The sequence below is a fragment of the Streptomyces sp. HNM0575 genome (assembly GCF_012726265.1).
GTDB lineage: Bacteria > Actinomycetota > Actinomycetes > Streptomycetales > Streptomycetaceae > Streptomyces.
Genome location: NZ_JAASAG010000011.1, coordinates 285330 through 309321 on the forward strand (window position 1 = coordinate 285330; position 23992 = coordinate 309321).

The window sequence follows — 23992 nt, forward strand, 5'->3', positions numbered from 1 at the left end:
GTCGCCTCAGCGCACCTCGGTGAAGTCGTCGCCCCGGCGCGGCGGACGCTGCCGCGGCGGCGCCGCCGCATGTCCCACGGCCACGGCGCCCATCGGATCCCAGTCGCCGGGCAGCCGCAGCACCTCGCGCACCACGTCCCGGCAGAACATCGTCGACGACACCCACGCCGAGCCCAACTGCTCCCCGGCAAGGGCCACCAGGAAGTTCTGGATGCCCGCGCCGCACGCGACGACGAACATCTCCCGCTCCGCCGCCGAGCGCCGCTCGTCCGGGTAGTCGTGCGAACCGTCCGCGACGAGACACGGCACCACCAGGTACGGGGCGTCGCGCAGCACGTCGCCGCGCCGCACCCGCTTGGCGATGCTCTGCTCGCTCTTCCCGTCCGCCCGCAGATCCGCGGTCCACTTCTCGCGCATCGCGTCGAGCAGCTCCAGCCGCGCTTCGGGCGACTCCAGCAGTACGAAGCGCCACGGCGTCGTGTGATGCGGAGCGGGGGCCGTCACCGCGGCGTCCACGGCACGGCGTACCGCGCCGCCGTCGACCGGTTCGGAGGTGAACTCGCGGACTGTACGGCGCAGGGCGAGCGCCTCCCGTACGGCCTCGGAGGTGCCCAGCCGGAACATGTCGTGCGCGGCGTCCCGTACCAGCGCACGCGCGGTGTCCGCCACGGGCTCCGGCTCGGCCGCGCCTCCGGCGAGAGCCGTGCCTGAGTCCTGTGCTTCTCCCGCGGGTTGCGCCTCTGGCGCGGCTTCCGGTTCCGCTCCGGGCGCGCGGGGTCCGGTCGCCGCCCCCGGCACGTGCTGCGGCAGACCGCGTACGACCGCGACGGGAAAACCGTCCGCCTTGCCCTTCACCAGCTCGCCGGCCGCGGCCAGTTCGTCCCCTACGGCGGTGACGGTCACGCCGAGCGGGTTGCCGAAGGTGTCGAGCCCGCCGCGCAGGTCCTCCAGCACGCGTACGCCCGAGGCGCCGATCGCCACGTCGGTCTGTCCCTCGCGCCACGGCCGTCCGAAGGTGTCGGTGACGACGACGCCGACGTCCGCGCCGAGCGCGTCCCGCACTCCCTCGCGGATCCGCGCTGCCGACGCGTCGGGATCCTCCGGCAGCAACAGCACAGTCCCCTTGGGGGTGTTGGAGGCGTCCACGCCCGCCGCCGCCATCACGAAGCCGTGCCGGCTCTCCACGATCCGGGCGGGCCCGCGGCGTGCGACCACGCGCACGGTCTCGGCGTCGATGGCCGCTTCGCGGTCGTCCGCACGCACGATGCGGCCCTCGGCCTTGCTCACGATCTTCGATGTGACGATCAGCACGTCGCCGTCGGCGAGTCCGGCGGGGGTAGCCCCGGCACCGGTCACGTCGCCGGCCGGGCCGTTCGTCACGGCGTCGACGATGAGCTTCACCAGGTCGTCGCCGGGGCGCACTTCGGGGATTCCCGGCAGGGCCCACACCCGGTACGCGGGTGCCGCAGCCGGGGCCGGCCGAGCTCTGCCGCCGCCCGCCGTCATGCGCCCACCTCTTCCGCCAGCGCCAGCGCCTCACGCGCCATCGCGGCCGTCGCCTCCGTGCTCGTCATCATCAACGGGACCGCGCGGCAACGGATTCCGGCGTCCTCCACGGCCTGCGTCGAACCGGCGTCGACCGTGTCGACGAGCCAGCCGTCCAGCAGCCCGCTGCCGTAGTGCTGTGCGACCGCGGCCGCCGTGGACTCGACGCCGACCGCCGCGAGCACCTTGTCCGCCATGCCCTGTACGGGCGCGTCCCCGACGATCGGCGACAGCCCGACGACCGGCACCCCGGCGTCGGCGATGGCCTCCCTGATCCCCGGCACGGCGAGGATCGTGCCCACGCTGACCACGGGGTTGGAGGGCGGGAAGAGGATGACGTCCGCGTCCGCGAGGGCGTCGAGCACTCCGGGCGCGGGCTTCGCGTTCTCGGCGCCCACCGGCACCACCGCGTGTGCGTCGACGGAGGCACGCAGCCGCACCCAGTACTCCTGGAAGTGCACGGCCTTGCGGCTGTCGCCACCGGAGCCGCTGCCGGAGCCCGTGCCGCCGCCGGAACCCGGCGCGGCGCCTGCCGTCCCCTCCAGGTCCGCCGTGTCGATCAGCACGTGCGTCTCGACCCGGTCGTCCGTCATCGGCAGCAGCGTCACCCCGGGCTGCCAGCGCGAGCACAGAGCCTCGGTGACGGCGCTGAGCGGGTATCCGGCGCTCATCATCTGCGTACGGACGATATGGGTCGCGAAGTCGCGGTCGCCGAGCCCGAACCACTCGGGGCCGACGCCGTACGCCGCCAACTCCTCCTTCACCGCGAAGGATTCGCCGGCCCGGCCCCAGCCCTGCTCCTCGTGGATGCCGCCGCCGAGCGTGTACATCACGGTGTCGAGGTCGGGGCAGACCTTCAGCCCGAAGAGATGGATGTCGTCACCGGTGTTGCCGATGACGGTGACGTCCGCGTCGGGCACCGCCGACTTCAGCCCGCGCAGAAATCGGGCACCACCGATGCCCCCGGCCAGAACCACGATCCGCTCCATGCCGACCAGTGTGTCAGCAGACGGCCTTCGAACAGCAGGGCGGTCACCTCGTGGTCGTCCCGCACGGGCCGGTGCCCGCCCGGCGCCGTTGCGCCGCCAGGCCCCCGCTCATCCGGCCGCGAGCGGCTCCGGCGCGGCCCACGGCCCGTGCGCCGCGCACGCGCCCACCGCGGTACGGGGCTCGTCCATCGGCATCTCGGTCAGCCCCGGGAAGTAGATGTGCAGACTGACGGCAGGGAGCAGACCGCCGTTGAACACCTCGTGCACATATCCGGGCGCGAACGTGCGCAGTGTGCCGCCCCCGAGCGTCCGGCCCGCGCCGCGCGAGTGCTCGGTCAACTCGCCCTCCAGCACGGTGAACACCCCGGAGGACGGCCCGTGATGGTGGCGTCCGCTGCCCTGCCCGGGCAGCCAGCTGAGCAGCCACACCTCGTATCCGGGACCCGTGCGCAGCCGGTGGTACCAGCGGCTGACCGGGTCGTAGTCCACCAGCGGCTCCCAGCCGGACCGGTCGGCGGCGATCGTACGGGCCAGTCCCGCGAAGCCCGCGACGGTGCGGGGATGCGCCGGGGCGGGAGGCATGAGGTGGGGGAGGGCGAGCGGATCGCCCGCGATCTGGATGTCGCTCTCGGGGCCGGCGGTCTTTACGCCGCCGTCCGGGACTCCGCCGTCACGGAGGTCGTAGATGGTGTCGTTGCTGGTCACGTCGTTGCTGCTCACGTCGGTGATGGTCTTTCGCACTGGATGGCCGCCCGCGGCGAAGCCGGGCGGAGGAACGAGGAACCGGAACGGCCCGGAGACGGAGCGCCCTCGGGCCTCGGCCTCGGAGGCCGGTGGGAGAGCCGGCCGCAGATCCCGGCCGGATGCCGGCCCGCGACGGGCCGGAGGGGTGCCTCAACAGCAGCGACAGCGACAGCGGCAGTGACCCGTGGCGACGCGAGCAGCACGAAGGGGCCGCTCGGCGGCGGCCGTGAAGAGCCCGGGAGTCACTGGCATGCGGTCAAGGAGACCGAGAGACCGATGGCGCTGTCAACTCGGATGTCGCGTTTGTGGTCAATGCTTCATCACATCCGGTTGCCGTCCATGGCGAAAGGTTTGTGCCTCTCGGATCACGGACACCTGGCGCAACACCCGCGCAGGGAAACGTCGTTGTGCATCTGTGACTCACTCGTGATCACGGTTGTGCGGGCCGGATGCGGCGCCCGCGCCCACCGGCCGGGTGCGGACCCGGCCGAGACGGCCCGGGTGCTGTCCGCGCAGGCCGTATGGCACGGTTCAGGGTGATATCAACACTTTCAGGTTCCCTTGGTTCCGCAGAGTGAATAACGGACCCAATAGCAGATCTCGGCTTGACTGGCGCGGATCGGCACACTTGTAATTTCACACGTGTCGTTCAGTTGCGATCGATAACGACGGCATCACGGGGACGCAAAGACGGACGAGGGGCGCACATGACCGAGCTGTTCCAGGAAGTGCTGGTCGAAGAGGTTGACGAGGAGCTCGGCTGGCAGGAACGCGCGTTGTGCGCCCAGACCGACCCCGAATCGTTCTTTCCGGAGAAGGGCGGCTCCACGCGGGAGGCGAAGAAGGTCTGCCTCGCCTGCGAAGTCCGCTCCGAGTGCCTGGAATACGCGCTCGCGAACGACGAGCGCTTCGGAATCTGGGGCGGACTGTCCGAGCGTGAGCGGCGCCGCCTGAAGAAGGCCGCCGTCTGATCAACTCCCGGTCGGCCGCTGTCCGTACGGAGAGGCCGGCAGGTACCGGCGGCGGTACGGGCACCGCCGTCGCCGCGGGCGAGAAGTCCCCCTGGTTGTACGACAGCTTGCAGGACCCGATGGGCGCCGCGCACTGAGCCGTTAGTGTGTGGCCCGTCCTTGGTGCGCGGCCCCCTCCGCGGGGCGGTGTGCCTACGAGTCCGTCGCAGCGTCTTCGGGGGATCGCCCCCGCACCCCCGGGAGGGGCCCGCACCTCGATGTCCGTGCACAGCCATACGGCGGCCCAGTACGAGGCGGCCACACCTGAGTTCCCAAGGCACGTCGTCACCGCCGTGCTCGTCTCCCACGACGGCGCGCGGTGGCTTCCCGAGGCGCTGTCGGGTCTGCTCTCCCAGGAACGCCCCGTGCAGGACGTCATCGCGGCCGACACCGGCAGCGCGGACGAGTCGGCACAGCTGCTCAGCGAGTCCCTCGGTTCCGACCGCGTGCTGCACATGGCCCGCCGCACGGGATTCGGCGCCGCCGTCGACGAGGCGGAGCGCACGGCGCGCGTGCCCACGCCGGACGACCTGCCGTACCTCAAGCGCCCCAGCGGCTGGGACCCGGTCAACCGCAGGTGGCGCGACGACGCCTACGACATGCCGGAGCTGCCGCACGGCGAGCCCGTGCACTGGCTGTGGCTGCTGCACGACGACTGCTCTCCCGAACCGGACGCCCTGGCAAGGCTGTTGAGGATCGTCGACGCCGACCCGGAGGCCACCCTCGTCGGGCCCAAGCTGCGCAGCTGGTACGACCGCAGGCAGCTGCTCGAAGCGGGCGTCACGATCGCCAACAGCGGACGCCGCTGGACCGGCGTGGAGCGCCGCGAGCAGGACCAGGGCCAGCACGACCAGGTGCGTACGGTCCTGTCGGTCTCCACCGCCGGAATGCTCATCAGGCGGGACGTCTTCGAGGAACTCGGCGGCTTCGACCGGCACTTGCCGCTGATGCGTGACGACGTCGACCTGTGCTGGCGTGCGCACTCCGCCGGGCACAAGGTGCTGATCGTCCCCGACGCGGTGGTGCGGCACGCCGAGGCCGCGGCCCGCGAGCGGCGCCCCGTCGACTGCGTCGGCCGCGGCGCGCGCGGAGGGGCCAGCCCGCACCGGGTCGACAAGGCCGGTGCCGTCTACACGCTGCTCGCCAACGTGCCCGGCTCGAAGCTCTTCTGGGTGATGCTGCGGCTCGTGCTCGGCACGCTGCTGCGCACCCTCGCCTATCTCGTGGGGAAGGTGCCACGGCAGGCCCTCGACGAAGTGCGCGGTCTCACCGGGACGTTGCTGCGGCCGGGGCGGATCATCGGCGCGCGCCGCAGGCGCGGCAGGCCGGCCGTCCCTTACGGCGAGCTGCGCCACCTCTTCCCGCCGCCCGGCGCGACCGTACGGGCCACGGCCGAGCAGGTCGCGAGCAACTTCGGCGGACGTGCCGAACCCGACATGTCCTCCGGCGGACGTCATGGCGCCGTGGAGACCGGACCGGGCGACGACGACGCGGAGTATCTGGAGGTCGAGCAGTTCGCGCGGCTCAAGCAGATCGCCCGCAAGCCGGGCCCGGTGCTCTTCGCCGTACTGCTCGTGGTCTCCCTGATCGCCTGCCGTGAACTGCTGGGCGGCGGCGCCCTGGCCGGCGGTGCGCTGCTGCCGGCGCCGGCCGAGGTCTCCGACCTGTGGGGCCGCTACGTCGACGGCTGGCACCCGGTCGGCATCGGCGGCACGCAGACGGCGCCGCCGTATCTCGCGATCGTCGCCATGGTCGCGACCGTCTTCTTCGGCAGCACCGGCTTCGCGCTGACGCTGCTGCTGGTCTGCTCGGTGCCGCTGGCCGGCTTCATCGCGTACTTCACCTCGCGGCCGCTGGTGGAGTCCCGGCTGCTGCGCGCGTGGGGGAGCGTCGCGTACGCCTTCCTGCCGGCCGCCACGGGCGCGCTCGCGGGCGGGCGCATCGGCACCGCCGTACTCGCCATCACGCTGCCGCTGCTGGCCCGTGTCGCCGTCCTCGTGAGCGGCCTGCGGGGCGGCAGGCCGGGGTGGCGCGCGGTGTGGGCGTACGCGCTGCTGCTGACCCTGACGACCGCCTTCACGCCGCTGGTGTGGCTGATCGCGCTCACGCTCACCGCCGTGCTGCTCGTGCTGCGGCGCCTCGGCCTGGCCGACGAGCCCGACGGGCCGGCCGAAGGCCTGCTGCGTGGCACGGCCGTGCGCAACGGCCTCGCGCTGCTGACGCCGATGGTGCTGCTGGCCCCGTGGTCGCTGTCGCTGCTGACGGACCCGTCGGCGCTCTTCCGCGAGGCGGGGCTCCAGTACGGCGCGGGCTCCGGAGACGCGCTCGGGCTGCTGACGCTGACGCCCGGCGGGCCCGGTGCCACGGGCGGGCTGCTGCTGATCGGCGTGGTGCTGGCGGCCATGGCCGCGTTGCTGCGCGGCGAGCGGCAGCCGGCGGTCCGCGCCGCCTGGGTCGTGGCGCTGGTGGGGCTGCTGTATGCGGGGCTGTCCAACAGCGTCGCGTGGGCGGGCCCGGCCACCCTCGTGTACGGGCTGGCGCTGCTGTGCGCCGCCGTCATCGGAGCCGAGGGCGCCAGGGAGCGCGTCGCGGAGCAGAGCTTCGGCTGGAAGCAGCCCGCCGCGGCACTCGTCGCCGCGGCGGCGGTGGCCGCTCCGCTCGTGGCCGCCGTCGGCTGGATGGTGGGCGGCGCCGACGGGCCGCTGTCGCGGCGCGACCCGGTGCAGGTCCCCGCGTTCGTCGCGGAGGAGAGCCGTACCAGCGACCAGGCGCGCACCCTGGTGCTCTCCGGCGAGTCCCAGGACGCCTCCAGCGCGCCGGCGGACGTCTCGTACTCGATCGTGCGCGGCTCCGGAGCCCGGCTCGGCGACGGCGATCTGGCCGCCGCGGGCGGCGACGACGCGCGGCTGGGGCGCGTGGTCGCGAACCTCGTGGCCGGTTCCGGCGCCGACCAGAGCGAACAGCTCGGCGGCTACGCGGTGCGCTATGTCCTCGTACGGGACCATGCGCCCCGTCAGATGAGCCGCGTCCTCGATGCGACGCCCGGGCTCACGCGGCGCAGTCAGGAGGACGGCAGCGCGCTGTGGCGGGTGGACCGGCAGGTCTCCCGGGCCAGCGTGGTGCCCGCGGGCGGCGGCGGTGGCGCGCCCGGACAGGCGGCGGATCCGGTGCCCGTACCGGCCGGCCCGCTGGAGATCCACACGCAGCTGCGGCCCGGGGACGCCGGGCGGACCTTGCGTATCGCCGACGCCGCCGACCCCGGCTGGCAGGCGACGCTCGACGGGAAGCCGCTGACGCCGGAGACCGTGGACGGCTGGGCGCAGGGGTTCAAGCTCCCGGCGGGCGGCGGACGGCTGGACGTCACCCACGAGACGAGCCTCGCGCACACCGCCTGGGTGTGGCTCCAGGGCTTCCTGGCGCTGTTCGTGGTCGTGCTCGCGCTTCCCGGCAGGCGGCGGCAGGTGGACGACGACCTTCCGGAGACGGCGGCGGCCGTGCCGGCTCAGGGCGCCGAGGGCGGCCGCCGGGCGCGCAGGCTCGCGGCGGCGGCCGAGGCGGCACGGGCGGCGGAGGACCGGGAGGCCGCTGAGGCCGGGGGCATGGACCCGCACGGGGCCGAGGCGCCGGAGTACGAACAGCCCGACGACGGGCGGCAGTTCGAGCCCTCGGGCCATGCCCCGTCGGGCCGTGAGCCGCAGGGGTACGACCCGGCGGGGTACGACCCGGCGGGGTACGACCCGGCGGGGTACGACCCGGCGGGGTACGAGCCGGCCGGTTATGACCCCTCGGGCTACGAGCCCGCCTACGACCCATCCGGCTTCGACTCGCGGTACGGGACGTCCGGCGCGGGCGCTCCGGCATACGACCCGGACGCGCCGTACGAGCCCTCCCCGTTCGAGCCGCAGCAGCGGTCCTACGGCGAACGGCAGCCCTACGGCGAGGACTACGGGCAGCAGCAGTACGAAGACCCTTACGCGACACGGCAGTTCGAGCCGCAGCAGTTCGACACCCAGCAGTACGACGCCTACGAAGGGCAGAGCGACCCGTACGGCTACGACCCGCGGTACGGCAACAGGAGCGATCAGCAGTGAACCGCACGAGCACGACCCTCATCGGCGCGGTCGCGGCCCTCGCCGCCGTGACCGGTGTCGCCGCGCTCGCGGCGCCCGGCGACGACGGGACAGGCAGCACGGCGGCGGCAGGGCGCAGGCCGGTCGAGCGTTCCACCCTGGTCTGCCCGCAGCCCAGCGTCTCCGACGTGGCCGAGACGCGGTACACGGCCTTCGCCCCGCAGGGGAGCAAGGGCAAGGGCGAGGGCAAGGGCGAGCTGTACGCCGCGGAGAAGGCCGACACCGGCGGCTCCGACGGCGGGAGCGGCGGCGGCAAGGACGACGGCAAGGGGAAGGGCAAGGGCGACGAGGGCAAGGACGGCAAGGGCGGCAAGGGCAAAGACGAGAAGGGCGCCGCCCGTGAGAAGCCCGACCCCAAGCCGTTCCTGCCGCTGAGCGCGCCCGGCAAGCCCGTCACGGCTGATGCCTCCGCCTCCGGCTCCTCGGCGTACTTCGGCTCCTCGGAGGGCCGGGTCGCGCCCGGCTGGACCGTCCAGCAGACGACGGACGTAGCGGTCGGCGCGGGACGCGGGATCCAGGGGACGGCCTGTTCCGTGCCGGACACCGACTTCTGGTTCCCGGCCGCGAGCACCGCCAAGGGGCGGCAGGACTACGTCCATCTCACTAACCCCGACGACTCCAGCGCCGTCGTCGACGTGAACCTCTACGGCAAGAAGGGCCGCATCCCCTCCGAGGCCGGAGAGGGCATCACCGTCCCGCCCCGCTCGACCGTGCCCGTGCTGCTCTCCACGCTGACGTCCGAGCCCGCGGTCAACCTCGGCGTGCACGTGGTGGCGCGGGCCGGGCGCGTGGGCGCACAGGTGCAGGCGGTCGACGAGAAGGCCGGCGGAGACTGGGTCCCGTCCGTGGCCGATCCGTCCCCGAGCGCGGTGCTGCCGGGCATCCCGGGCGACGCCACGGCCGTACGGCTGGTCGTACTGGCGCCGGGAGGGAACGACGCGGACCTCAAGCTCAGGCTCGCGACGCCCACCACGCAGATCGCACCGGCCGGTCACGAGACGCTGCACGTGCGTGCCGGCATGACCACCGCGGTCGACCTCAACGACCTCACCAAGGGCGAGGCGGGTTCGCTCGTGCTCACACCCTCGGAGAGCGGCGCCGGCGCGACCCCGGTGGTCGCGGGGCTGCGCGTGACCCGCGGCAAGGGGTCCGACCAGGAGACGGCGTTCATCCCCGCCACCGCGCCCCTCGCGGACCGTGCCACCGCCGCCGACAACCGGGAGAAGGGTTCGGTCCTCTCGCTCACCGCCCCGGGCAAGGCGGTGAAGGTGCGGGTGACCTCGTCGGCGGGCAGCAAGGGCGGCCAGCCGGTCAGCCGTACGTACACGGTGAAGGGGAAGACGACCAAGTCCTTCGAGCCGCCGCGGCCGGAGGGCGTCAAGGGCGGCTTCGCGGTGACCGTCGACCGGATCTCGGGCGGGAAGCTGTACGCCTCGCGGATGCTGGAGCAGAAGGACGGCAAGCTGCCCGCGTTCACCGTGCAGACACTGCCGGACGACCGGGGCAAGGTGCTCGTGCCGCACTCGGGCCAGGATCTCTCCGTGCTGACGGACGGCGACGGAGACGGGAACTGACGGGAACTGACGGGAGCAAGGCTGGTCAGGCCGAACGGGCCGGTAGGCGGCTGGCGGGCCGCCCCTGACTATCGACCTTCGTCGTCCTCCGGCATCCCGGGAACCGGAGCGCCCGAGGGCATGCCCGAGGCGACGTAGTCGTCGTAGACGGGACGCCAGGGTTCGGCGGTCTCGCTGTGCGGGCCCTGCGCCGTGGCGCCGGAGACGTGCCTGCCGAGTTCGGTGAGGCACACGGTCCAGCCGGCGGCGTTGCGTGCCGCGGTGTTCTCCGCTTCCAGCACGTTGATCAGCGTGAGCGCGCAGCCCCCGTCGTCAACAGGGTCGATTTCGAAGTGCAGTTCGTCGCCGCCCCAGGTGAAGGCGAGGCGCCGCGGCGGCTCGTGGACGAGCACGGTGCCCGTCATCGCCTCCAGATTGGGGTCGTCGGAGAACTCGATCTTTCCGCCCGCGCGGGCCTCCATGCGTACGGCGCTGGGGAACCAGTGCGCCAGCTCGCCGGGCTCGGTGATCGCGGCCCACAGTCTTTCGACGGGGTATGGGTAGGTGCGCTGGAAGCGCACCGCGGGACGGCCGTTGTACTCGAAGTAGGTTCCACGGTCCATGATCTGCTCTCCTGCTCTCGCGCTCCAGCGCCGCATCGTTCTCGCGCTCCGCTGTTCCGTGTGCTGTGCCGCACCCGGGTGGTGGCGGCGCGGCTCTTCAGCGTCGTCCCCGGCCCTCGCTCTCGGCGTCGTCCCCTCGTTCCGCGGCCCCGGTGCGGTCGAGGTGTCTGTCCAGCGCGTCGAGCCGTTCGTTCCACAGCTGCCTGAACGGGGCCAGCCACGCGTCGAGTTCGGCCATCCGCTCGAGGTCGACCGAGTAGATGCGCCGCTGTGCGTGCGTACGGACCCTCACCAGCCCCGCCTCGCGCAGCACCCGCAGATGCTTGGACGTCGTCGGCTGTGTGTAGCCCAGTTCGTCGACGAGTTCGCTCACCGCACACGCGCGGTCACGCAGCACGTCGAGCATCGCCCGCCGACGGGGGTCTGCCAGCGCCGTCCACGTGGCATCCGTCACGGAAGACAATATGCCTCCTCGCGTATATACGTGTCAAGGAATATAAGCGTCCGGGATCGCCTGGCGCGTTCCGCAATCGGCCCTCCGATGCGCAGAGTTGTCCACCGTGACGCTGTGTGCCTGGCGCCCTGGTGCGTGGTGTCTCGCTCGCGGTGTCGTCCAGGTCCCCGCATCTCCGCGCGGCACGTCGGCGCCCCCAACTCCGACTGCCGACCCCGACTGCCGGCCCCGACTGCCGGCCCCAACTGCCCTTCCCCGCCCGTACGGTGAGCCGCCCGCCTAGGCCGTGTCCGGCGGATCAGTCGGACGTCTAGGTCACGGCCGTCGCAATACCGCCGAACTCTCGCCCATGTGGCTTCGCTCCCCCTGGCTTCGCCGGGTGGTGCCCCCGGTTGCGGCGGCACAAACCTGCCGCAACGGCGATCAACCACCCAGCAAGAGGGTCCGGCAGCATGGTCGAAAGTCCGAGCAACCGCGTTCGGTGATCCGCCGGACACGGCTTAGTCCTGCCCGTACCGCGGATCCACCGACTCCGGTGACAGGCCCAGCAGTTCGGCCACCTGCTCGACGACGACCTCGTGCACGAGCAGCGCCCGCTCGTCGCGGTTGCGTGTACGGATCTCGACGGGGCGGCGGTAGACGACGATCCGGTCGGGCCGTCCGCTCCTCGACTCGGCGACCCTTCCCAGCGGTACGGCCTCGGCCTGTTCGTCCAGTTCGCCGTCGTCGCTGCGGGGCACCTCCTGCACCGCGAACTCCACGCCCGTCAGCTGCGGCCACCGCCGCTCCAGCCTGCTGACCGAGTCGCGCACCAGATCGTCGAAGGCTTCGGAACGGCTTACGGCCAGGGGCACTTGGGGCGGCGCGACCGGGCCGCGCATGCCGCGCCCGTGACGGTCGCGCCGCCGCGGTCCGGGGTCGGGGCGGCCGGAACCGCCGGCACCCTCGCCCCGCTCCCGCGAGTCGTCCCCGTCTTCCCGGTCGTCCCGGTCCGGTCCGCCGGGCGTTGCAGGGCTGTTCATCGTCCTGAGAGTAGCGGCCGTACCGCCGGGATCCGCGATCACCGGAACATTCACAACCGTGTCGAAGAGTGACCGGTGTCATGACCTTTGGGGTCGTTTCTTGTGCCCGGCGCGACCGGTGATCTCGCCCTCCTCGGACCGTTCGCGACAGCTCACGACCACTTGGTGCCGGATCCCCGACTCCCAACGGGCGCAAGGGTGTCGGGGCTACGTTCTTCCCGCAGATCAGGTGTTTCAGGCGAACCGGGACGACACGACTGAGTGACGTCAAGAAGAGTCGTCGCAGGCCGCTCAAGAGTGCGGTACGGTCCATCGTCGTGAGCCCTGTACGTCGCTGTTCGCGAACCGCCTGCGGCCGTCCCGCCGTCGCGACGCTGACGTACGTCTATGCGGACTCCACCGCCGTGCTCGGTCCCCTCGCCACATACGCCGAACCGCACTGCTACGACCTGTGTTCGGAGCATTCGGAGCGCCTCACCGCCCCCCGCGGATGGGAGGTCGTACGCCTCGCCGTCGACGCGGGCCCGGCCAGGCCGAGCGGTGACGATCTCGAAGCGCTCGCCAACGCCGTGCGGGAGGCGGCCCGTACGCCACGGCGCGACCCTTCCGCGGCCGCGCCCTCCGACGCGGTCGGCGGCCCCGAAGGGCGCGACTCCGATCCGATGGAGGTCGCGCGGCGCGGCCATCTGCGCGTACTGAGGTCGCCGGAGCAGTAGACGGCACGCGCCCGACAGGCCCTGGGGACACGGGAGATCGTCTTCCGCAGCGGGTAGATTTGGGCACCCGGTGAGCTGCCGGGACCGTTCCGCCGGACCCGGCACCGGACCGCCGGACACCGCACACGCACACCGCACACGTACACCGGAGACGGGAATCCGGCGACCCGGGAGCCACGGGATCTCACCACCACCACCCGGGGCCCGGGAATCCGAAGACCCAGGAGAGGGCTGCCCCGTGACTGATCTGTCGGAGATCGTGAAGGCGTACGACGTGCGCGGCGTCGTGCCGGACCAGTGGGACGAGCCGCTGGCCGAGTTGTTCGGAGCCGCCTTCGTACGGGTCACGGACGCGTCCGCGATCGTCGTCGGGCACGACATGCGGCCCTCGTCGCCGGGACTTTCGCGGGCGTTCGGGCGCGGCGCGGCCCGGCAGGGCGCGGACGTCACCGGGATCGGCCTGTGCTCGACCGACCAGCTCTACTTCGCCAGCGGCCAACTCGGCCTGCCCGGCGCGATGTTCACCGCGAGCCACAACCCCGCCCGCTACAACGGCATCAAGATGTGCCACGCGGGCGCACAGCCCGTCGGACAGGACAGCGGACTGACGGACATCCGCGAACTCGTGGAGGACTGGGCCGAGTCGGGCCCGCCGCCGCGCGCGGAAGGCGTCACCGAGGGGACCGTCACCGAGCGCGACGTGCTCTCCGACTACGCGGCACACCTGCGCACGCTCGTCGACCTCACCTCGATCCGCGAGCTGTCCGTCGTCGTGGACGCGGGCAACGGCATGGGCGGCCACACCGTGCCGACCGTGTTCGAAGGCCTGCCCCTCCGACTCGACTCCATGTACTTCGAGTTGGACGGCACGTTCCCCAACCACGAGGCCAATCCGCTCGATCCGAAGAACATCGTCGACCTTCAGAAGCGCGTGCGGGAGACCGGCGCGGACATCGGCCTCGCCTTCGACGGCGACGCCGACCGCTGCTTCGTGGTCGACGAGAAGGGCGACCCCGTCCCGCCGTCCGCGGTCACCGCGCTCGTCGCGGCACGCGAACTCGCCAAGTCGCCCGGATCCACGGTCATCCACAACCTGATCACGTCGTGGTCCGTGCCCGAAGTCGTACGGGAAGAGGGCGGCACACCCGTACGCACACGCGTCGGGCACTCCTTCATCAAGGCCGAAATGGCCCGCACCGGCGCGATCTTCGGCGGTGAGCACTCCGCGCACTACTACTTCCGCGACTTCTGGAACGCGGACACCGGCATGCTCGCCGCGCTGCACGTGCTCGCCGCGCTCGGCGGTCAGCCGGGCACGCTCTCGGAGCTCGTCGCGGAGTACGACCGCTACGCCGCCTCCGGCGAGATCAACAGCAGGGTCGAGGACCAGGAAGGGCGTGCCGCCGCGGTGCGGGCCGCCTACCAGGACCGGGACGGCGTCGAGATCGACGAACTGGACGGGCTGACGGTCACCGCCGGCGACTGGTGGTTCAACCTGCGCGCCTCCAACACCGAACCGCTTCTCCGGCTGAACGTCGAGGCGCGCGACCGGGCGACGGCGGACGCGGTACGGGACGAGGTGCTCGCGATCGTGCGGGCGTGAGCGGTGGGCCGGGAGCACCGGCCTGTGAGGGTGCCCTGTGAGCGCGGCCTGTGAGCGGGTCGGTGAACGGGCCGGTGAACGGGGTCCGTTAGGGGTCGCGAGCGGGCCTGTGAGCGGCGGCTCTGAACTACCGGCCTGTGAGCGGCGGCTCGTGAACTACCGGCCTGTGAGCGGCGGTTAGCCGGCCGCTCAGTGAGGCCGGGCAGCGGTGGGCGAGCGGGGCGACCCGGTGACCCCGGCCCGCGAGCCGGGCAGAGCGCGAAGCGCCCGGCCGCGAGTCCGCCGCCCCGCCGCCCCGCCGCATAACCGTTCACAGGGCCTGCTCGCCCGCACGACACGGGCCGTATCTCCGGCGGTACCCTGGCGGCCCAGCCGCTCCGCCCGCGAAAGGGACGAAACCATGCCGCTCGAAGCCGGTCTTCTGGACATCCTCGCCTGCCCGGCGTGCCACGCGCCGCTCCACGAGGAGCCGGAGGACGCGGAGGCGGGACGACCCGAGGAGCTCGTGTGCACGGGCGGCACCGAGTGCGGCCTCGTCTACCCGGTGCGCGACGGAATTCCGGTTCTCCTCGTCGACGAGGCGCGGCGCCCCGGCTGACCGGCCGCGGCCCGTCCACCGGCGCCCGGTGCCCGGTGCTCCTCCACCGGAGACCGCTCACCGAAGCGGGACCGGCCCTGGCCACCGGCTGCCCCACCCGGGCAGCACACTCCCCGACTCACACCACGCGGCGCGGGCAGCTCGTCGTCCAGCGGCCGATCGGAGGCTCCGGAAGATGCTCGACGAGTCACTCCTCGACTCTCCAGACGCCCTCGCCCGTGCGGACACCGCCGGGCTGCTGCGCGGCAGCGCCGAAGCGGGCGCCTACGTGCGTAGGGCCGTGCGCCAGGCCGGCGAGACAGGGCTCGCCGGCCTGCGGCCCGACGGCAGGCCGCGCGCGGTGTTCGTCGCCGGACCCGGGCCCGCGCCCGGCTGCGCCGCGGATCTGCTCGGAGCGCTCGGCAGCGACGCCGTACCCGTCACGCTGCTGCGGCCCACCGGCGCCCTCGCCGCACCCGGTGCGCTGCGCTGGACGCTCCCGGGCTGGGCGGGCTCGCTCGACCTGCTGCTGGTCACGACACCGGACGGGTCCGAAGCCGGGCTCACGGCACTGATCGAGCAGGCGTACCGGCGCGGCTGCACCGTCGTGACCCTCTGCCCGGCGGGTTCGCCCGCGGCGGAGCTGACGGGGGAGACGCACGGACTGGCCGTGCCGCTGGGTCCCGTGCGGCCGGCGGCCCCGGGCGGCCCGAACGCGGGGACCGGGGTATCGGGGACCGGGGCGCCGGGGACCGGCGCGTCCGCGGGGAACGGCGGCGCACCACCGGGCGACTCCGGCCTCCCGCCGCACCCGCGGCCCGTGGAGCCGCGCACCATGACGGCGGCGCCCGGACTCCTCTGGCCGCTGCTCACGCCGCTTCTCGTGCTCTCCGACCGTCTCGGCCTGCTCGACGCCCCGGAGCCCGCACTGGAGTCGCTGGCCGCCCGGCTCGACCAGGTCGCGGAGCGCTGCGGCCCGGCCGTCGCCGCGTACAGCAATCCGGCCAAGTCCCTGGCGACCGAACTCACCGACACGCTCCCGCTGTTGTGGAGCGAGGGCGCCCTGGCCGCAGCCGTCGCACGGCACGGCGCCGTCACGCTCACGGCACTCCCCGGGCTGCCTGCCATGGCCGCCGCCCTCCCCGAGGCGATGGCCGCGCACGGCGGTCTGCTGTCCGGCGCGCTCGCCCCGGCCGCCGGAGACGATGACTTCTTCCGCGACCGCGTGGAGGAACCGGAGCCGCTGCACGCCCGGATCCTCCTGCTGCGCGACCAGGCCCCCGGCGCCGAGTCCGCCGTCGTCGCGGCCCGTGACATCGCCCACGCGCACGACGTGCCGCTCAGCGAACTCGAACCCCCCGAGGGCAGCAGCCCCCTCGAAGCCGCCGGCGAGCTGATCGCCACCATGGATTTCGCCGCCGTTTACCTGTCGCTGGCCGACGGCGGCGCATCATCGCCCTCGTAAACCCGCCGTAGCCGCCGTAGCCCGCTGGACCGCCGCCGAACCCTGCCGTAGCCGCGCCGAAGGAAGCGAAGCACCACCGCATGGACCGCCTCACCAACACCGTCAGGCCCTACGCATGGGGCTCAACCACCGCCATCCCCGCCCTCCTCGGGACGGCACCCACCGGCGAGCCCCAGGCCGAGCTGTGGATGGGCGCACACCCGGGCGCTCCGTCGACCCTCGTACGGGACGGCCGCGAACGGACCCTGACGGAGATCATCGAGGCGGATCCGGAAGGGGAGTTGGGGCCGGAGACCGTACGGGCCTTCGGGCCGCGCCTGCCCTTCCTGCTGAAGGTGCTCGCCGCCGCGTCGCCGCTGTCGCTCCAGGTGCACCCGGATCCGGCGCAGGCCCGCGAGGGCTTCGACGAGGAGGAGGCGCGCGGCGTCCCCGTCGACGCACCGGAACGCAACTACAAGGACGCCGGCCACAAGCCCGAACTGATCTGCGCGCTCACGGACTTCGACGGCCTGTGCGGATTCCGGCCGGCACCGGAGGCGGCGGATCTGCTGGCGGGGCTGGAGGTCGACGCGCTGAAGCCGTACGCCGACATCCTGCGGGCCAGCCCCGCGAGCGACGCGCTGCGTGAGGTGCTGACCGCCGTGCTCACCGCCGACCGGGACGAGATCGCGGGGACGGTCGCCGAGGCGGCGCGGTCGGCGGCCCGGCTCTCGGCGGACACGGACACGGACTCCGGCACCGGCGCCGGCACTGGCACTGGCACCGGTGCCCATGCCCGCGCGTACGCCCTCTGCGCCTCGCTCGCCGAGCACTACCCGGGCGACCCGGGCGTGCTCGCCGCCATGCTCCTCAACCACGTGCGCCTCGCCCCGGGCGAGGCCCTCTATCTCGGCGCGGGAGTCCCGCACGCCTATCTCAGCGGCCTCGGCGTGGAGATCATGGCGAATTCCGACAACGTGCTGCGCTGCGGTCTGACCCCGAAGCACGTCGACGTACCCGAACTGCTGCGCATCGTCCGCTTCCAGCCCGGAGAGCCCGGCATCCTCCACCCCGAGGCGGGCCCGTCCGGTGAGGAGCGCTACGAGGCACCCGTCGGCGAATTCCGCCTGTCCCGCTGCATGATCGCGCCGGGCGCGGGAGCGGCGCCGCTGAGCGCCCGCACACCCCAGATCCTGCTGTGCACCGCCGGACACGTGGTCCTGCGGGGCGGCGCCGAAGGAGCCGAGGACGAACTGACCCTGGAACCCGGCCGGTCCGCCTACGTCAGGGCCGGGGAGCGGGTCGACGCGACCGGTGACGGTACGCTCTTCCGGGCCACGGTGGCCGTCTGACCCAGGCCCCGAGCGGGCGGCAGCCCGGGCAGACAGGGGAGCGGACATCCGGGCAGCGGGGCAGCCGGACGACCGGCGGGCGGCCGGACGGACACCGAAGACAGCACGGGTTCACGCGTATCACCGAGAAAGGGACGAACGACTCGTATGAGTGCATCAGGCGGTTCGAAGGCGATCATCGCCGCGCTGGGCGCGAACTTGGCCATCGCCGCAGGCAAGTTCGTCGCCTTCGTATTCAGCGGCTCGTCCTCCATGCTCGCGGAGAGCGTCCACTCGCTCGCCGACTCGGGCAACCAGGCACTGCTGCTGCTCGGCGGCAAGCAGGCCAAGAAGGAAGCCAACGAGGAACACCCCTTCGGCTACGGCCGCGAGCGCTACATCTACGGATTCCTGGTCTCCATCGTCCTGTTCACCATCGGCGGCGTCTTCGCCCTCTACGAGGGATACGAGAAGATCAAGCACCCGCACCAACTCGAGAGCTGGTACTGGCCGGTGGGCGTGCTGCTCTTCGCCATCACCGCCGAGGCCTTCTCCTTCCGTACGGCGATAAAGGAGTCGAACGGGGTCCGCGGCTCGCTGAGCTGGACCCAGTTCGTACGCCGTGCCAAGGCTCCCGAACTGCCCATCGTGCTCCTGGAGGACCTCGGCGCGCTCGTCGGGCTCGTGCTCGCCCTCTTCGGAGTCGGCGCCGCCCTCGCCACCGGCAACGGCGTGTGGGACGGCATCGGCACGATGTGCATCGGCGCACTGCTCGTTGTGATCGCGATAGTCCTGGCAGCGGAGACGAAGTCGCTGCTGCTCGGCGAGTCCGCAGACCCCGCGGAACGGGAGAAGATCCGCGCCGCGCTCGTGGACGGCCACACCGTGACGGGAATCATCCACATGCGGACGCTGCATCTGGGCCCCGAGGAACTGCTGGTCGCCGCGAAGGTGGCGGTGCAGCACGACGACACCGCGGCGGAGGTCGCGCGTGCGATCGACGAGGCGGAGGGCCGCATCCGGGAGTCGGTGCCGAGCGCGCGTGTGATCTATCTGGAGCCCGACATCTACCGGCCGGCCGCGGCTTCCACGTCGAACTGATCACGCCGCTCTGTCCGGTTTCGCCCACCGCTGAGCGCTTTGAACTCCCCACCCCCTCAAGGCGGGTGCACCCCTCGGCCTCGTTTGTCAAATTATGCGCCGAGGTGTGGAAGGGCGCAGTGTTGGGCATCGGCACAACTGCGCGCACTGTGCGGCCGAAAACAGACCAGGTCCGCCCTTGCTCGCACCGTGGGCAATCCGTTCGACTGGACGAGCGGTGTAAATTCGTAGTGCACAGACGTCGCTGCTGATGGCAGATCGGCCGGCCCGTACCGCGGGCCACCGAGGGAGAGAGGGCCTCCGACGGACTGGGCTGCGAGCAAGGGACCAGTGTGCCCGTGTGCGTTGTGTACGTACGCAGCGCAGGCACCGCACACGGAACCCGGCGCCGCAGCACGGACCTGTCAGCCATGACCTCGACATCGAGGAGAGCAGCTCGCATGACGACGACCTCCACCGGCCAGGACTTCAAGGTCGCGGACCTTTCGCTTGCGGCCTTCGGCCGCAAGGAGATCAGCCTGGCCGAGCACGAGATGCCCGGCCTGATGGCGATCCGCAAGGAGTACGCCGCTGACAAACCCCTGACCGGGGCCCGTATCACCGGGTCTCTCCACATGACCGTGCAGACGGCCGTCCTGATCGAGACCCTGACCGCCCTGGGCGCAGAGGTCCGCTGGGCGTCCTGCAACATCTTCTCCACCCAGGACCACGCCGCCGCAGCCGCGGTGGTCGGCCCCGACGGCACCCCCGAGAACCCGCAGGGCGTGCCGGTCTTCGCCTGGAAGGGCGAGACGCTGGAGGAGTACTGGTGGTGCACGGAGCAGGCCCTCACCTGGCCCGGCGCCGGCACCGGCGGACCGAACATGATCCTCGACGACGGCGGTGACGCCACGCTCCTCGTCCACAAGGGCGTCGAGTACGAGAAGGCCGGAGCCGCCCCGTCCGTCGACACCGCGGACAACGACGAGCACCGGGTGGTCCTGGAGCTGCTGAACCGCACCCTGCGGGAGAGCCCGCAGAAGTGGACCCAGCTCGCCTCCGAGATCCGCGGTGTGACGGAAGAGACCACCACCGGCGTGCACCGTCTCTACGAGATGCACCAGGACGGGTCGCTCCTCTTCCCGGCGATCAACGTCAACGACTCCGTGACCAAGTCGAAGTTCGACAACAAGTACGGCTGCCGGCACTCGCTGATCGACGGCATCAACCGCGCCACGGACGTACTGATCGGCGGCAAGACCGCCGTCGTCTTCGGCTACGGCGACGTCGGCAAGGGCTGTGCGGACTCCCTGCGGGGTCAGGGCGCCCGCGTCCTGATCACCGAGATCGACCCGATCTGCGCACTCCAGGCCGCGATGGACGGCTACCAGGTGGTGACCCTCGAAGACGTCGTGGAGACGGCGGACATCTTCGTCACCACCACGGGCAACAAGGACATCATCATGGCCTCGGACATGGCCCGGATGAAGCACCAGGCGATCGTCGGCAACATCGGCCACTTCGACAACGAGATCGACATGGCCGGCCTCGCCGAGATCAAGGGAATCGTCCGGGAAGAGCTCAAGCCGCAGGTGCACACCTGGACGTTCGAGGACGGCAAGGTGCTCATCGTGCTGTCCGAGGGCCGTCTGCTGAACCTGGGCAACGCGACCGGGCACCCCTCGTTCGTGATGTCCAACAGCTTCGCGAACCAGACGATCGCCCAGATCGAGCTGTTCACGAAGACCGACGAGTACCCGACCGACGTCTACGTGCTGCCGAAGCACCTCGACGAGAAGGTCGCCCGGCTGCACCTGGACGCACTCGGCGTGAAGCTCACCACGCTCCGCAAGGACCAGGCCGACTACATCGGCGTCCCCGTCGAGGGCCCGTACAAGCCGGACCACTACCGCTACTGATCGGCGCCACCGCCGGAGCCGCCGCTCGGACCGGGCGGCACCGGCGGGCGCCCAGCAGCGACGCCAAGGCCCCTGCCCCCGCGGCGGGGGCCTTCGGCCTGCCCTCAGACCCCCGCACGTAGAGTCCACCCATGCCACGCGGCCGGTATTCGCTTCACGATCCGCACGATCACACCCCCCTCGGCGAAGAACACTTCCACTGCGCCACCGGCCCCTCCGGCTGGCGTTACGTCTCGCAGATCACCACCCCCTCCGGCGACCACGCCGGCTCCGTCGATCTGGCCCTCGACGAACTCGGCCGCCCCGTACGGCTCCAACTCCACGCCGGCGACTGGCAGGTACGCGGCGCCGCACTCGACGGAGTCACCTGGGTCCGCACCGACCCGTCCGGCGAACACGCCCAGGAAGGCAACGCCGCCGCCCACTCCTTCACCGGCCGTTCCCCCGCATTTCTCATCGCGACGTCACGCCTGCTGCGGCCGGCCGCCGGCGAACCCGCCACCCGCATCCGACTCGTCGCGCTCACACCCCCCGTACTCGCCCCACGCACTCTCGATCAGTCCTGGACCTTGCTCAACACTGAAGCACACGCCACTGACAACGCCCCCCTGCTCGTAGAGAACTACCAGGTCAGCGAGGTCGACACCGGCGAGCAGCACCCCGTGCACATCGCTGGCGACGTCGTGCTCGCCGCACCCGGCATCGAGCTCGAGGAGCTGGAGTCACCGCCCTCCGGGTTCGGCTGAACCCCGGCGTACAGCCGCCTCACACCTCACGACGGCGGTACGAAGCCCGTCCTCCGCGGACTCTTCCCCGAGCCCTCCCGCGTCCGTCCGCCCGCGGGCTGATCCGCGCCCGGCTCCGCCCACGCGGTACCGCCCGCGGACGTACCGGCGACAGCCCCCGACACGGGCGCCCAGGGATGCCCGGCCGACCCGCCCGCACCCCCCGCCGCACCCGAGTACGCGCCCGCAGCAGGCGCGACCGCTCCCTGCCCGTACCCCGGCCCGTATACAGGCCCCGGCCCGTCAACAGGCCCATGCCCTGGCACCTGACCGGCGACCGCCCCCTGCACACCGAACGTCCGCTGCGCCTCCCTTGCCTGCCGCTCCGCGACGACCCCCGCCAGATACGTCGCAGCGGGCACGCCGTACGGCGCCGGCACCCCCGTACACGAGACGAGGTCCGCCGCCAGCTGCTCCGCCATCGACCGGCTCACGCCTTCGTCGAGCTGCCCCGCACGCATCAGGTACTGACGCACCGCCAGCCACAAGCCGCCCGGCACCCGCGACAGATCCAGCTCCCCGAAGCTGCCCGCCAGCCACGCCGGAGGCGGCGGCGCCGGTGCCCCGCCCGGCTCCGGCACCCTCTCCCGTACGACGAGAGTCCCCGCGAACACGTCGCCCAGCCGCCGCCCACGCGCGGAGATCAGCGACGCCGCGCACGCCACGACCCCGAAGAAGACCTGGATCTCGATCACGCCGATCGCCCCGCGCACCAGCGCGTGCCGGAACCGGACGGGCCCGCCGTCCTCCCTCAGCACCCGCAGCCCGCACAGCACCTTGCCCACCGACCTGCCGCGGCTCAGTGTCTCCACGGCGACCGGTACGCCCACCAGCACCAGCAGGAACAGGGCCACCTGAACCGCCGCCAGCGCCGCGTCGTCCAGAGAGGCCACCGCGGTCAGAAGCGCAAGCGAAACCGCCAGGTAGACCGCCCACGCGAGCACCAGATCTATGAAGACGGCCAGCGCACGCGTCGGCAGCCGCGCGGGCCGGAGACCGAGTACGACGGCATCTCCCGTAACGAGCTCGCTCACCGCGCCTCCGCTCCCAGCCGTCCGTACTCCTCCGCACAGTCTGCCGCTACCCGCCGACGGTCTGCCAAGCTCTCACCATGGACCTGGATGTCTTCGTCTCCGCGCACAGAGCGGAGTGGGACCGGCTGGACGAACTGCTGCGCCGCCGTCGCCGGCTCACCGGCCACGAGGCAGACGAACTCGTCACGCTCTACCAGCACACCTCCACCCACCTCTCCCAGGTCCAGTCGAGCGCCCCCGACCCGGCGCTCGCGGGAAGCCTCACCTCGCTCGTCGCACGCGCACGCAGCGCGGTGACCGGCCCGCGCAGGGCCTCATGGCGCGACGCCGCACACTTCTTCGCCGCCGGATTCCCCGCCGCCGTGTACCGGAGCCGACACTGGTGGGTCCCGGTCGCGCTGCTGTCCGTCGTGGCCGCCGCCCTCATCGGCTGGTGGATCGGCACCGAGGCCGAGGTCCGCTCAGCCATCGCCGCCCCCGAGGAACTCCGCGAAATGACGCGCCCCGGCGGCCAGTACGAGGCGTACTACTCGAGCCACCCCGCCACGTCCTTCGCCGCCCAGGTGTGGACGAACAACGCCCAAGCCGCCGCTGTCTGCCTGGCGTTCGGCGCGCTTCTCGGCATCCCCGTGCTGTGGGTGCTCTTCCAGAACATGCTCAACCTCGGCATCGGCATCGGCCTCATGCAGTCCGCGGGCCGGCTCGACACCTTCCTCGGGCTGATCCTTCCGCACGGCATCCTCGAGCTCACCGCGGTCTTCGTGGCCGCGGGCACAGGACTGCGGCTGGGCTGGACCGTCATCGACCCCGGCCCGCGAAGCCGCCGCGTGGCGCTCGCCGCGGAGGGACGGTCGGCGCTCGGGATGGCCATCGGACTCGCGGCGGTGCTGTTCGTCTCCGGCGTCATCGAGGGCTTCGTGACGCCTTCCGGCCTCCCCACATGGGCACGCGTCACCATCGGTGTCGTGAGCGAACTCCTGTTCCTCGCCTACGTGTACGTGGTCGGCGGACGAGCCGCACGGGCCGGCGAGACCGGCGACGTCTCGGCCGAAGACCGTCCGACGACGGTGCCCACAGCCGCCTGATGTGCATCGCGGTCCGGTGACCTGTTACTGTTTCCGCCGTTGCGGGGCCGGTTGAAGGTTCTCGCGACGAAGGATCCGACGAGACCCCGGAGTTGTGAACTCCGGCGGTGCGGTCGGCATCCGTTCGCTTCCCAACGCGACTCCGAATTACGGAAATCGACGGGAAGCACCCCCCGATTCACTGTCGGAACAGCTCTGATAGAGTCGGGAAACACCGAGAGGGAAGCGCCCGGAGCGGCCTGTTGTGGGTCTGTGATGGAAGCGTCCGTTCTTTGAGAACTCAACAGCGTGCCAAAAGTCAACGCCAGATATGTTGATACCCCGTGCCCTGGGGCTTGGTCCTTGGGG

At 72.0% G+C, this 23992-nt stretch carries 19 protein-coding genes; 12 read left to right on the forward strand and 7 right to left on the reverse strand.

Annotated elements, in window-relative coordinates:
- Positions 1-6: 6 nt before the first annotated feature.
- The 3 genes from HCC61_RS25140 to HCC61_RS25150 all read right to left on the reverse strand — a co-directional run bounded on the left by HCC61_RS25140 (position 7) and on the right by HCC61_RS25150 (position 3116).
- Positions 7-1506, reverse strand: coding sequence for a coenzyme F420-0:L-glutamate ligase (locus tag HCC61_RS25140; protein ID WP_169139104.1), 1500 nt, complete (start codon positions 1504-1506; stop codon positions 7-9).
- Positions 1503-2534, reverse strand: coding sequence for a 2-phospho-L-lactate transferase (locus HCC61_RS25145; RefSeq protein WP_169139106.1), 1032 nt, complete (start codon positions 2532-2534; stop codon positions 1503-1505). Before HCC61_RS25145 ends, HCC61_RS25140 begins: the two co-directional genes overlap by 4 nt.
- A gap of 108 nt (positions 2535-2642) precedes the next feature.
- Positions 2643-3116, reverse strand: a complete 474-nt coding sequence (locus tag HCC61_RS25150) for a cysteine dioxygenase family protein (protein WP_169139227.1) — start codon at positions 3114-3116, stop codon at positions 2643-2645.
- A gap of 869 nt (positions 3117-3985) precedes the next feature.
- On the opposite strand from HCC61_RS25150, the gene HCC61_RS25155 reads away from it, so the two are divergent.
- The 3 genes from HCC61_RS25155 (at position 3986) to HCC61_RS25165 (ending at position 9992) form a co-directional block, all read left to right on the forward strand.
- Positions 3986-4249, forward strand: a complete 264-nt coding sequence (locus HCC61_RS25155; RefSeq protein WP_028436999.1) for a WhiB family transcriptional regulator — start codon at positions 3986-3988, stop codon at positions 4247-4249.
- 257 nt (positions 4250-4506) lie between these two features.
- Entirely contained in the window at positions 4507-8379 is a 3873-nt protein-coding gene (locus tag HCC61_RS25160; RefSeq protein WP_169139108.1) for a glycosyltransferase family 2 protein, read from the forward strand.
- Complete coding sequence (locus HCC61_RS25165; protein WP_169139110.1) at positions 8376-9992, forward strand: DUF5719 family protein; 1617 nt, start codon at positions 8376-8378, stop codon at positions 9990-9992. Before HCC61_RS25160 ends, HCC61_RS25165 begins: the two co-directional genes overlap by 4 nt.
- 68 nt (positions 9993-10060) lie before the next feature.
- Here the strand turns inward: HCC61_RS25165 and HCC61_RS25170 are convergent, their stop codons facing one another.
- From HCC61_RS25170 to HCC61_RS25180, 3 genes are all read right to left on the reverse strand, one after another.
- Positions 10061-10594, reverse strand: coding sequence for an SRPBCC family protein (locus tag HCC61_RS25170; protein WP_169139112.1), 534 nt, complete (start codon positions 10592-10594; stop codon positions 10061-10063).
- Positions 10595-10691: 97 nt separating this feature from the next.
- A complete protein-coding gene (locus HCC61_RS25175) occupies positions 10692-11048 on the reverse strand; it encodes a metalloregulator ArsR/SmtB family transcription factor (RefSeq protein WP_169139114.1) in 357 nt (118 codons plus the stop codon).
- A 500-nt stretch (positions 11049-11548) separates the two neighbouring features.
- Positions 11549-12070 (reverse strand): metallopeptidase family protein, encoded by a 522-nt coding sequence (locus HCC61_RS25180; RefSeq protein WP_169139116.1) that lies wholly within the window; start codon positions 12068-12070, stop codon positions 11549-11551.
- A gap of 317 nt (positions 12071-12387) precedes the next feature.
- On the opposite strand from HCC61_RS25180, the gene HCC61_RS25185 reads away from it, so the two are divergent.
- The 8 genes from HCC61_RS25185 (at position 12388) to HCC61_RS25220 (ending at position 21486) form a co-directional block, all read left to right on the forward strand.
- Positions 12388-12786, forward strand: coding sequence for a DUF3499 domain-containing protein (locus tag HCC61_RS25185; protein WP_346777375.1), 399 nt, complete (start codon positions 12388-12390; stop codon positions 12784-12786).
- 238 nt (positions 12787-13024) lie between these two features.
- The gene (locus HCC61_RS25190; protein ID WP_169139118.1) at positions 13025-14389 is read left to right on the forward strand and encodes a phosphomannomutase/phosphoglucomutase; all 1365 of its coding nucleotides are present in this window, start codon (positions 13025-13027) and stop codon (positions 14387-14389) included.
- 400 nt (positions 14390-14789) lie between these two features.
- Positions 14790-14987 carry a Trm112 family protein gene (locus HCC61_RS25195; RefSeq protein WP_169139120.1) on the forward strand — a complete coding sequence of 66 codons (198 nt, stop codon included), beginning with the start codon at positions 14790-14792 and terminating at the stop codon, positions 14985-14987.
- Positions 14988-15162: 175 nt separating this feature from the next.
- Positions 15163-16431 (forward strand): SIS domain-containing protein, encoded by a 1269-nt coding sequence (locus HCC61_RS25200; protein WP_169139122.1) that lies wholly within the window; start codon positions 15163-15165, stop codon positions 16429-16431.
- A gap of 80 nt (positions 16432-16511) precedes the next feature.
- Positions 16512-17762: a mannose-6-phosphate isomerase, class I gene (gene manA, locus HCC61_RS25205; protein ID WP_169139124.1), complete on the forward strand. Its 1251-nt coding sequence runs from the start codon at positions 16512-16514 to the stop codon at positions 17760-17762.
- 147 nt (positions 17763-17909) lie between these two features.
- A complete protein-coding gene (locus tag HCC61_RS25210) occupies positions 17910-18842 on the forward strand; it encodes a cation diffusion facilitator family transporter (RefSeq protein WP_169139126.1) in 933 nt (310 codons plus the stop codon).
- A gap of 440 nt (positions 18843-19282) precedes the next feature.
- A complete protein-coding gene (ahcY, locus tag HCC61_RS25215; RefSeq protein ID WP_169139128.1) occupies positions 19283-20740 on the forward strand; it encodes an adenosylhomocysteinase in 1458 nt (485 codons plus the stop codon).
- 131 nt (positions 20741-20871) lie between these two features.
- Positions 20872-21486, forward strand: coding sequence for a hypothetical protein (locus HCC61_RS25220; RefSeq protein ID WP_169139130.1), 615 nt, complete (start codon positions 20872-20874; stop codon positions 21484-21486).
- A 26-nt stretch (positions 21487-21512) separates the two neighbouring features.
- On the opposite strand, the gene HCC61_RS25225 is transcribed toward HCC61_RS25220, so the two are convergent.
- Positions 21513-22559 carry an RDD family protein gene (locus HCC61_RS25225; protein WP_169139132.1) on the reverse strand — a complete coding sequence of 349 codons (1047 nt, stop codon included), beginning with the start codon at positions 22557-22559 and terminating at the stop codon, positions 21513-21515.
- Between the two features lie 77 nt (positions 22560-22636).
- Between HCC61_RS25225 and HCC61_RS25230 the strand changes: the two genes are divergently transcribed.
- Positions 22637-23644, forward strand: coding sequence for a stage II sporulation protein M (locus HCC61_RS25230; RefSeq protein ID WP_169139134.1), 1008 nt, complete (start codon positions 22637-22639; stop codon positions 23642-23644).
- Positions 23645-23992 lie beyond the last annotated feature (348 nt).

Excerpts from the sequence above, each read along its gene's own strand:
- HCC61_RS25140 (WP_169139104.1), bottom strand. The coding sequence starts at position 1,506 with ATGACGGCGGGCGGCGGCAGAGCTCGGCCGGCCCCGGCTGCGGCACCC.
- HCC61_RS25145 (WP_169139106.1), bottom strand. The coding sequence starts at position 2,534 with ATGGAGCGGATCGTGGTTCTGGCCGGGGGCATCGGTGGTGCCCGATTT.
- HCC61_RS25150 (WP_169139227.1), bottom strand. The coding sequence starts at position 3,116 with ATGCCTCCCGCCCCGGCGCATCCCCGCACCGTCGCGGGCTTCGCGGGA.
- HCC61_RS25155 (WP_028436999.1), top strand. The coding sequence starts at position 3,986 with ATGACCGAGCTGTTCCAGGAAGTGCTGGTCGAAGAGGTTGACGAGGAG.
- HCC61_RS25160 (WP_169139108.1), top strand. The coding sequence starts at position 4,507 with ATGTCCGTGCACAGCCATACGGCGGCCCAGTACGAGGCGGCCACACCT.
- HCC61_RS25170 (WP_169139112.1), bottom strand. The coding sequence starts at position 10,594 with ATGGACCGTGGAACCTACTTCGAGTACAACGGCCGTCCCGCGGTGCGC.
- HCC61_RS25180 (WP_169139116.1), bottom strand. The coding sequence starts at position 12,070 with ATGAACAGCCCTGCAACGCCCGGCGGACCGGACCGGGACGACCGGGAA.
- HCC61_RS25195 (WP_169139120.1), top strand. The coding sequence starts at position 14,790 with ATGCCGCTCGAAGCCGGTCTTCTGGACATCCTCGCCTGCCCGGCGTGC.
- HCC61_RS25200 (WP_169139122.1), top strand. The coding sequence starts at position 15,163 with ATGCTCGACGAGTCACTCCTCGACTCTCCAGACGCCCTCGCCCGTGCG.
- manA (WP_169139124.1), top strand. The coding sequence starts at position 16,512 with ATGGACCGCCTCACCAACACCGTCAGGCCCTACGCATGGGGCTCAACC.
- HCC61_RS25210 (WP_169139126.1), top strand. The coding sequence starts at position 17,910 with ATGAGTGCATCAGGCGGTTCGAAGGCGATCATCGCCGCGCTGGGCGCG.
- ahcY (WP_169139128.1), top strand. The coding sequence starts at position 19,283 with ATGACGACGACCTCCACCGGCCAGGACTTCAAGGTCGCGGACCTTTCG.
- HCC61_RS25220 (WP_169139130.1), top strand. The coding sequence starts at position 20,872 with ATGCCACGCGGCCGGTATTCGCTTCACGATCCGCACGATCACACCCCC.
- HCC61_RS25230 (WP_169139134.1), top strand. The coding sequence starts at position 22,637 with ATGGACCTGGATGTCTTCGTCTCCGCGCACAGAGCGGAGTGGGACCGG.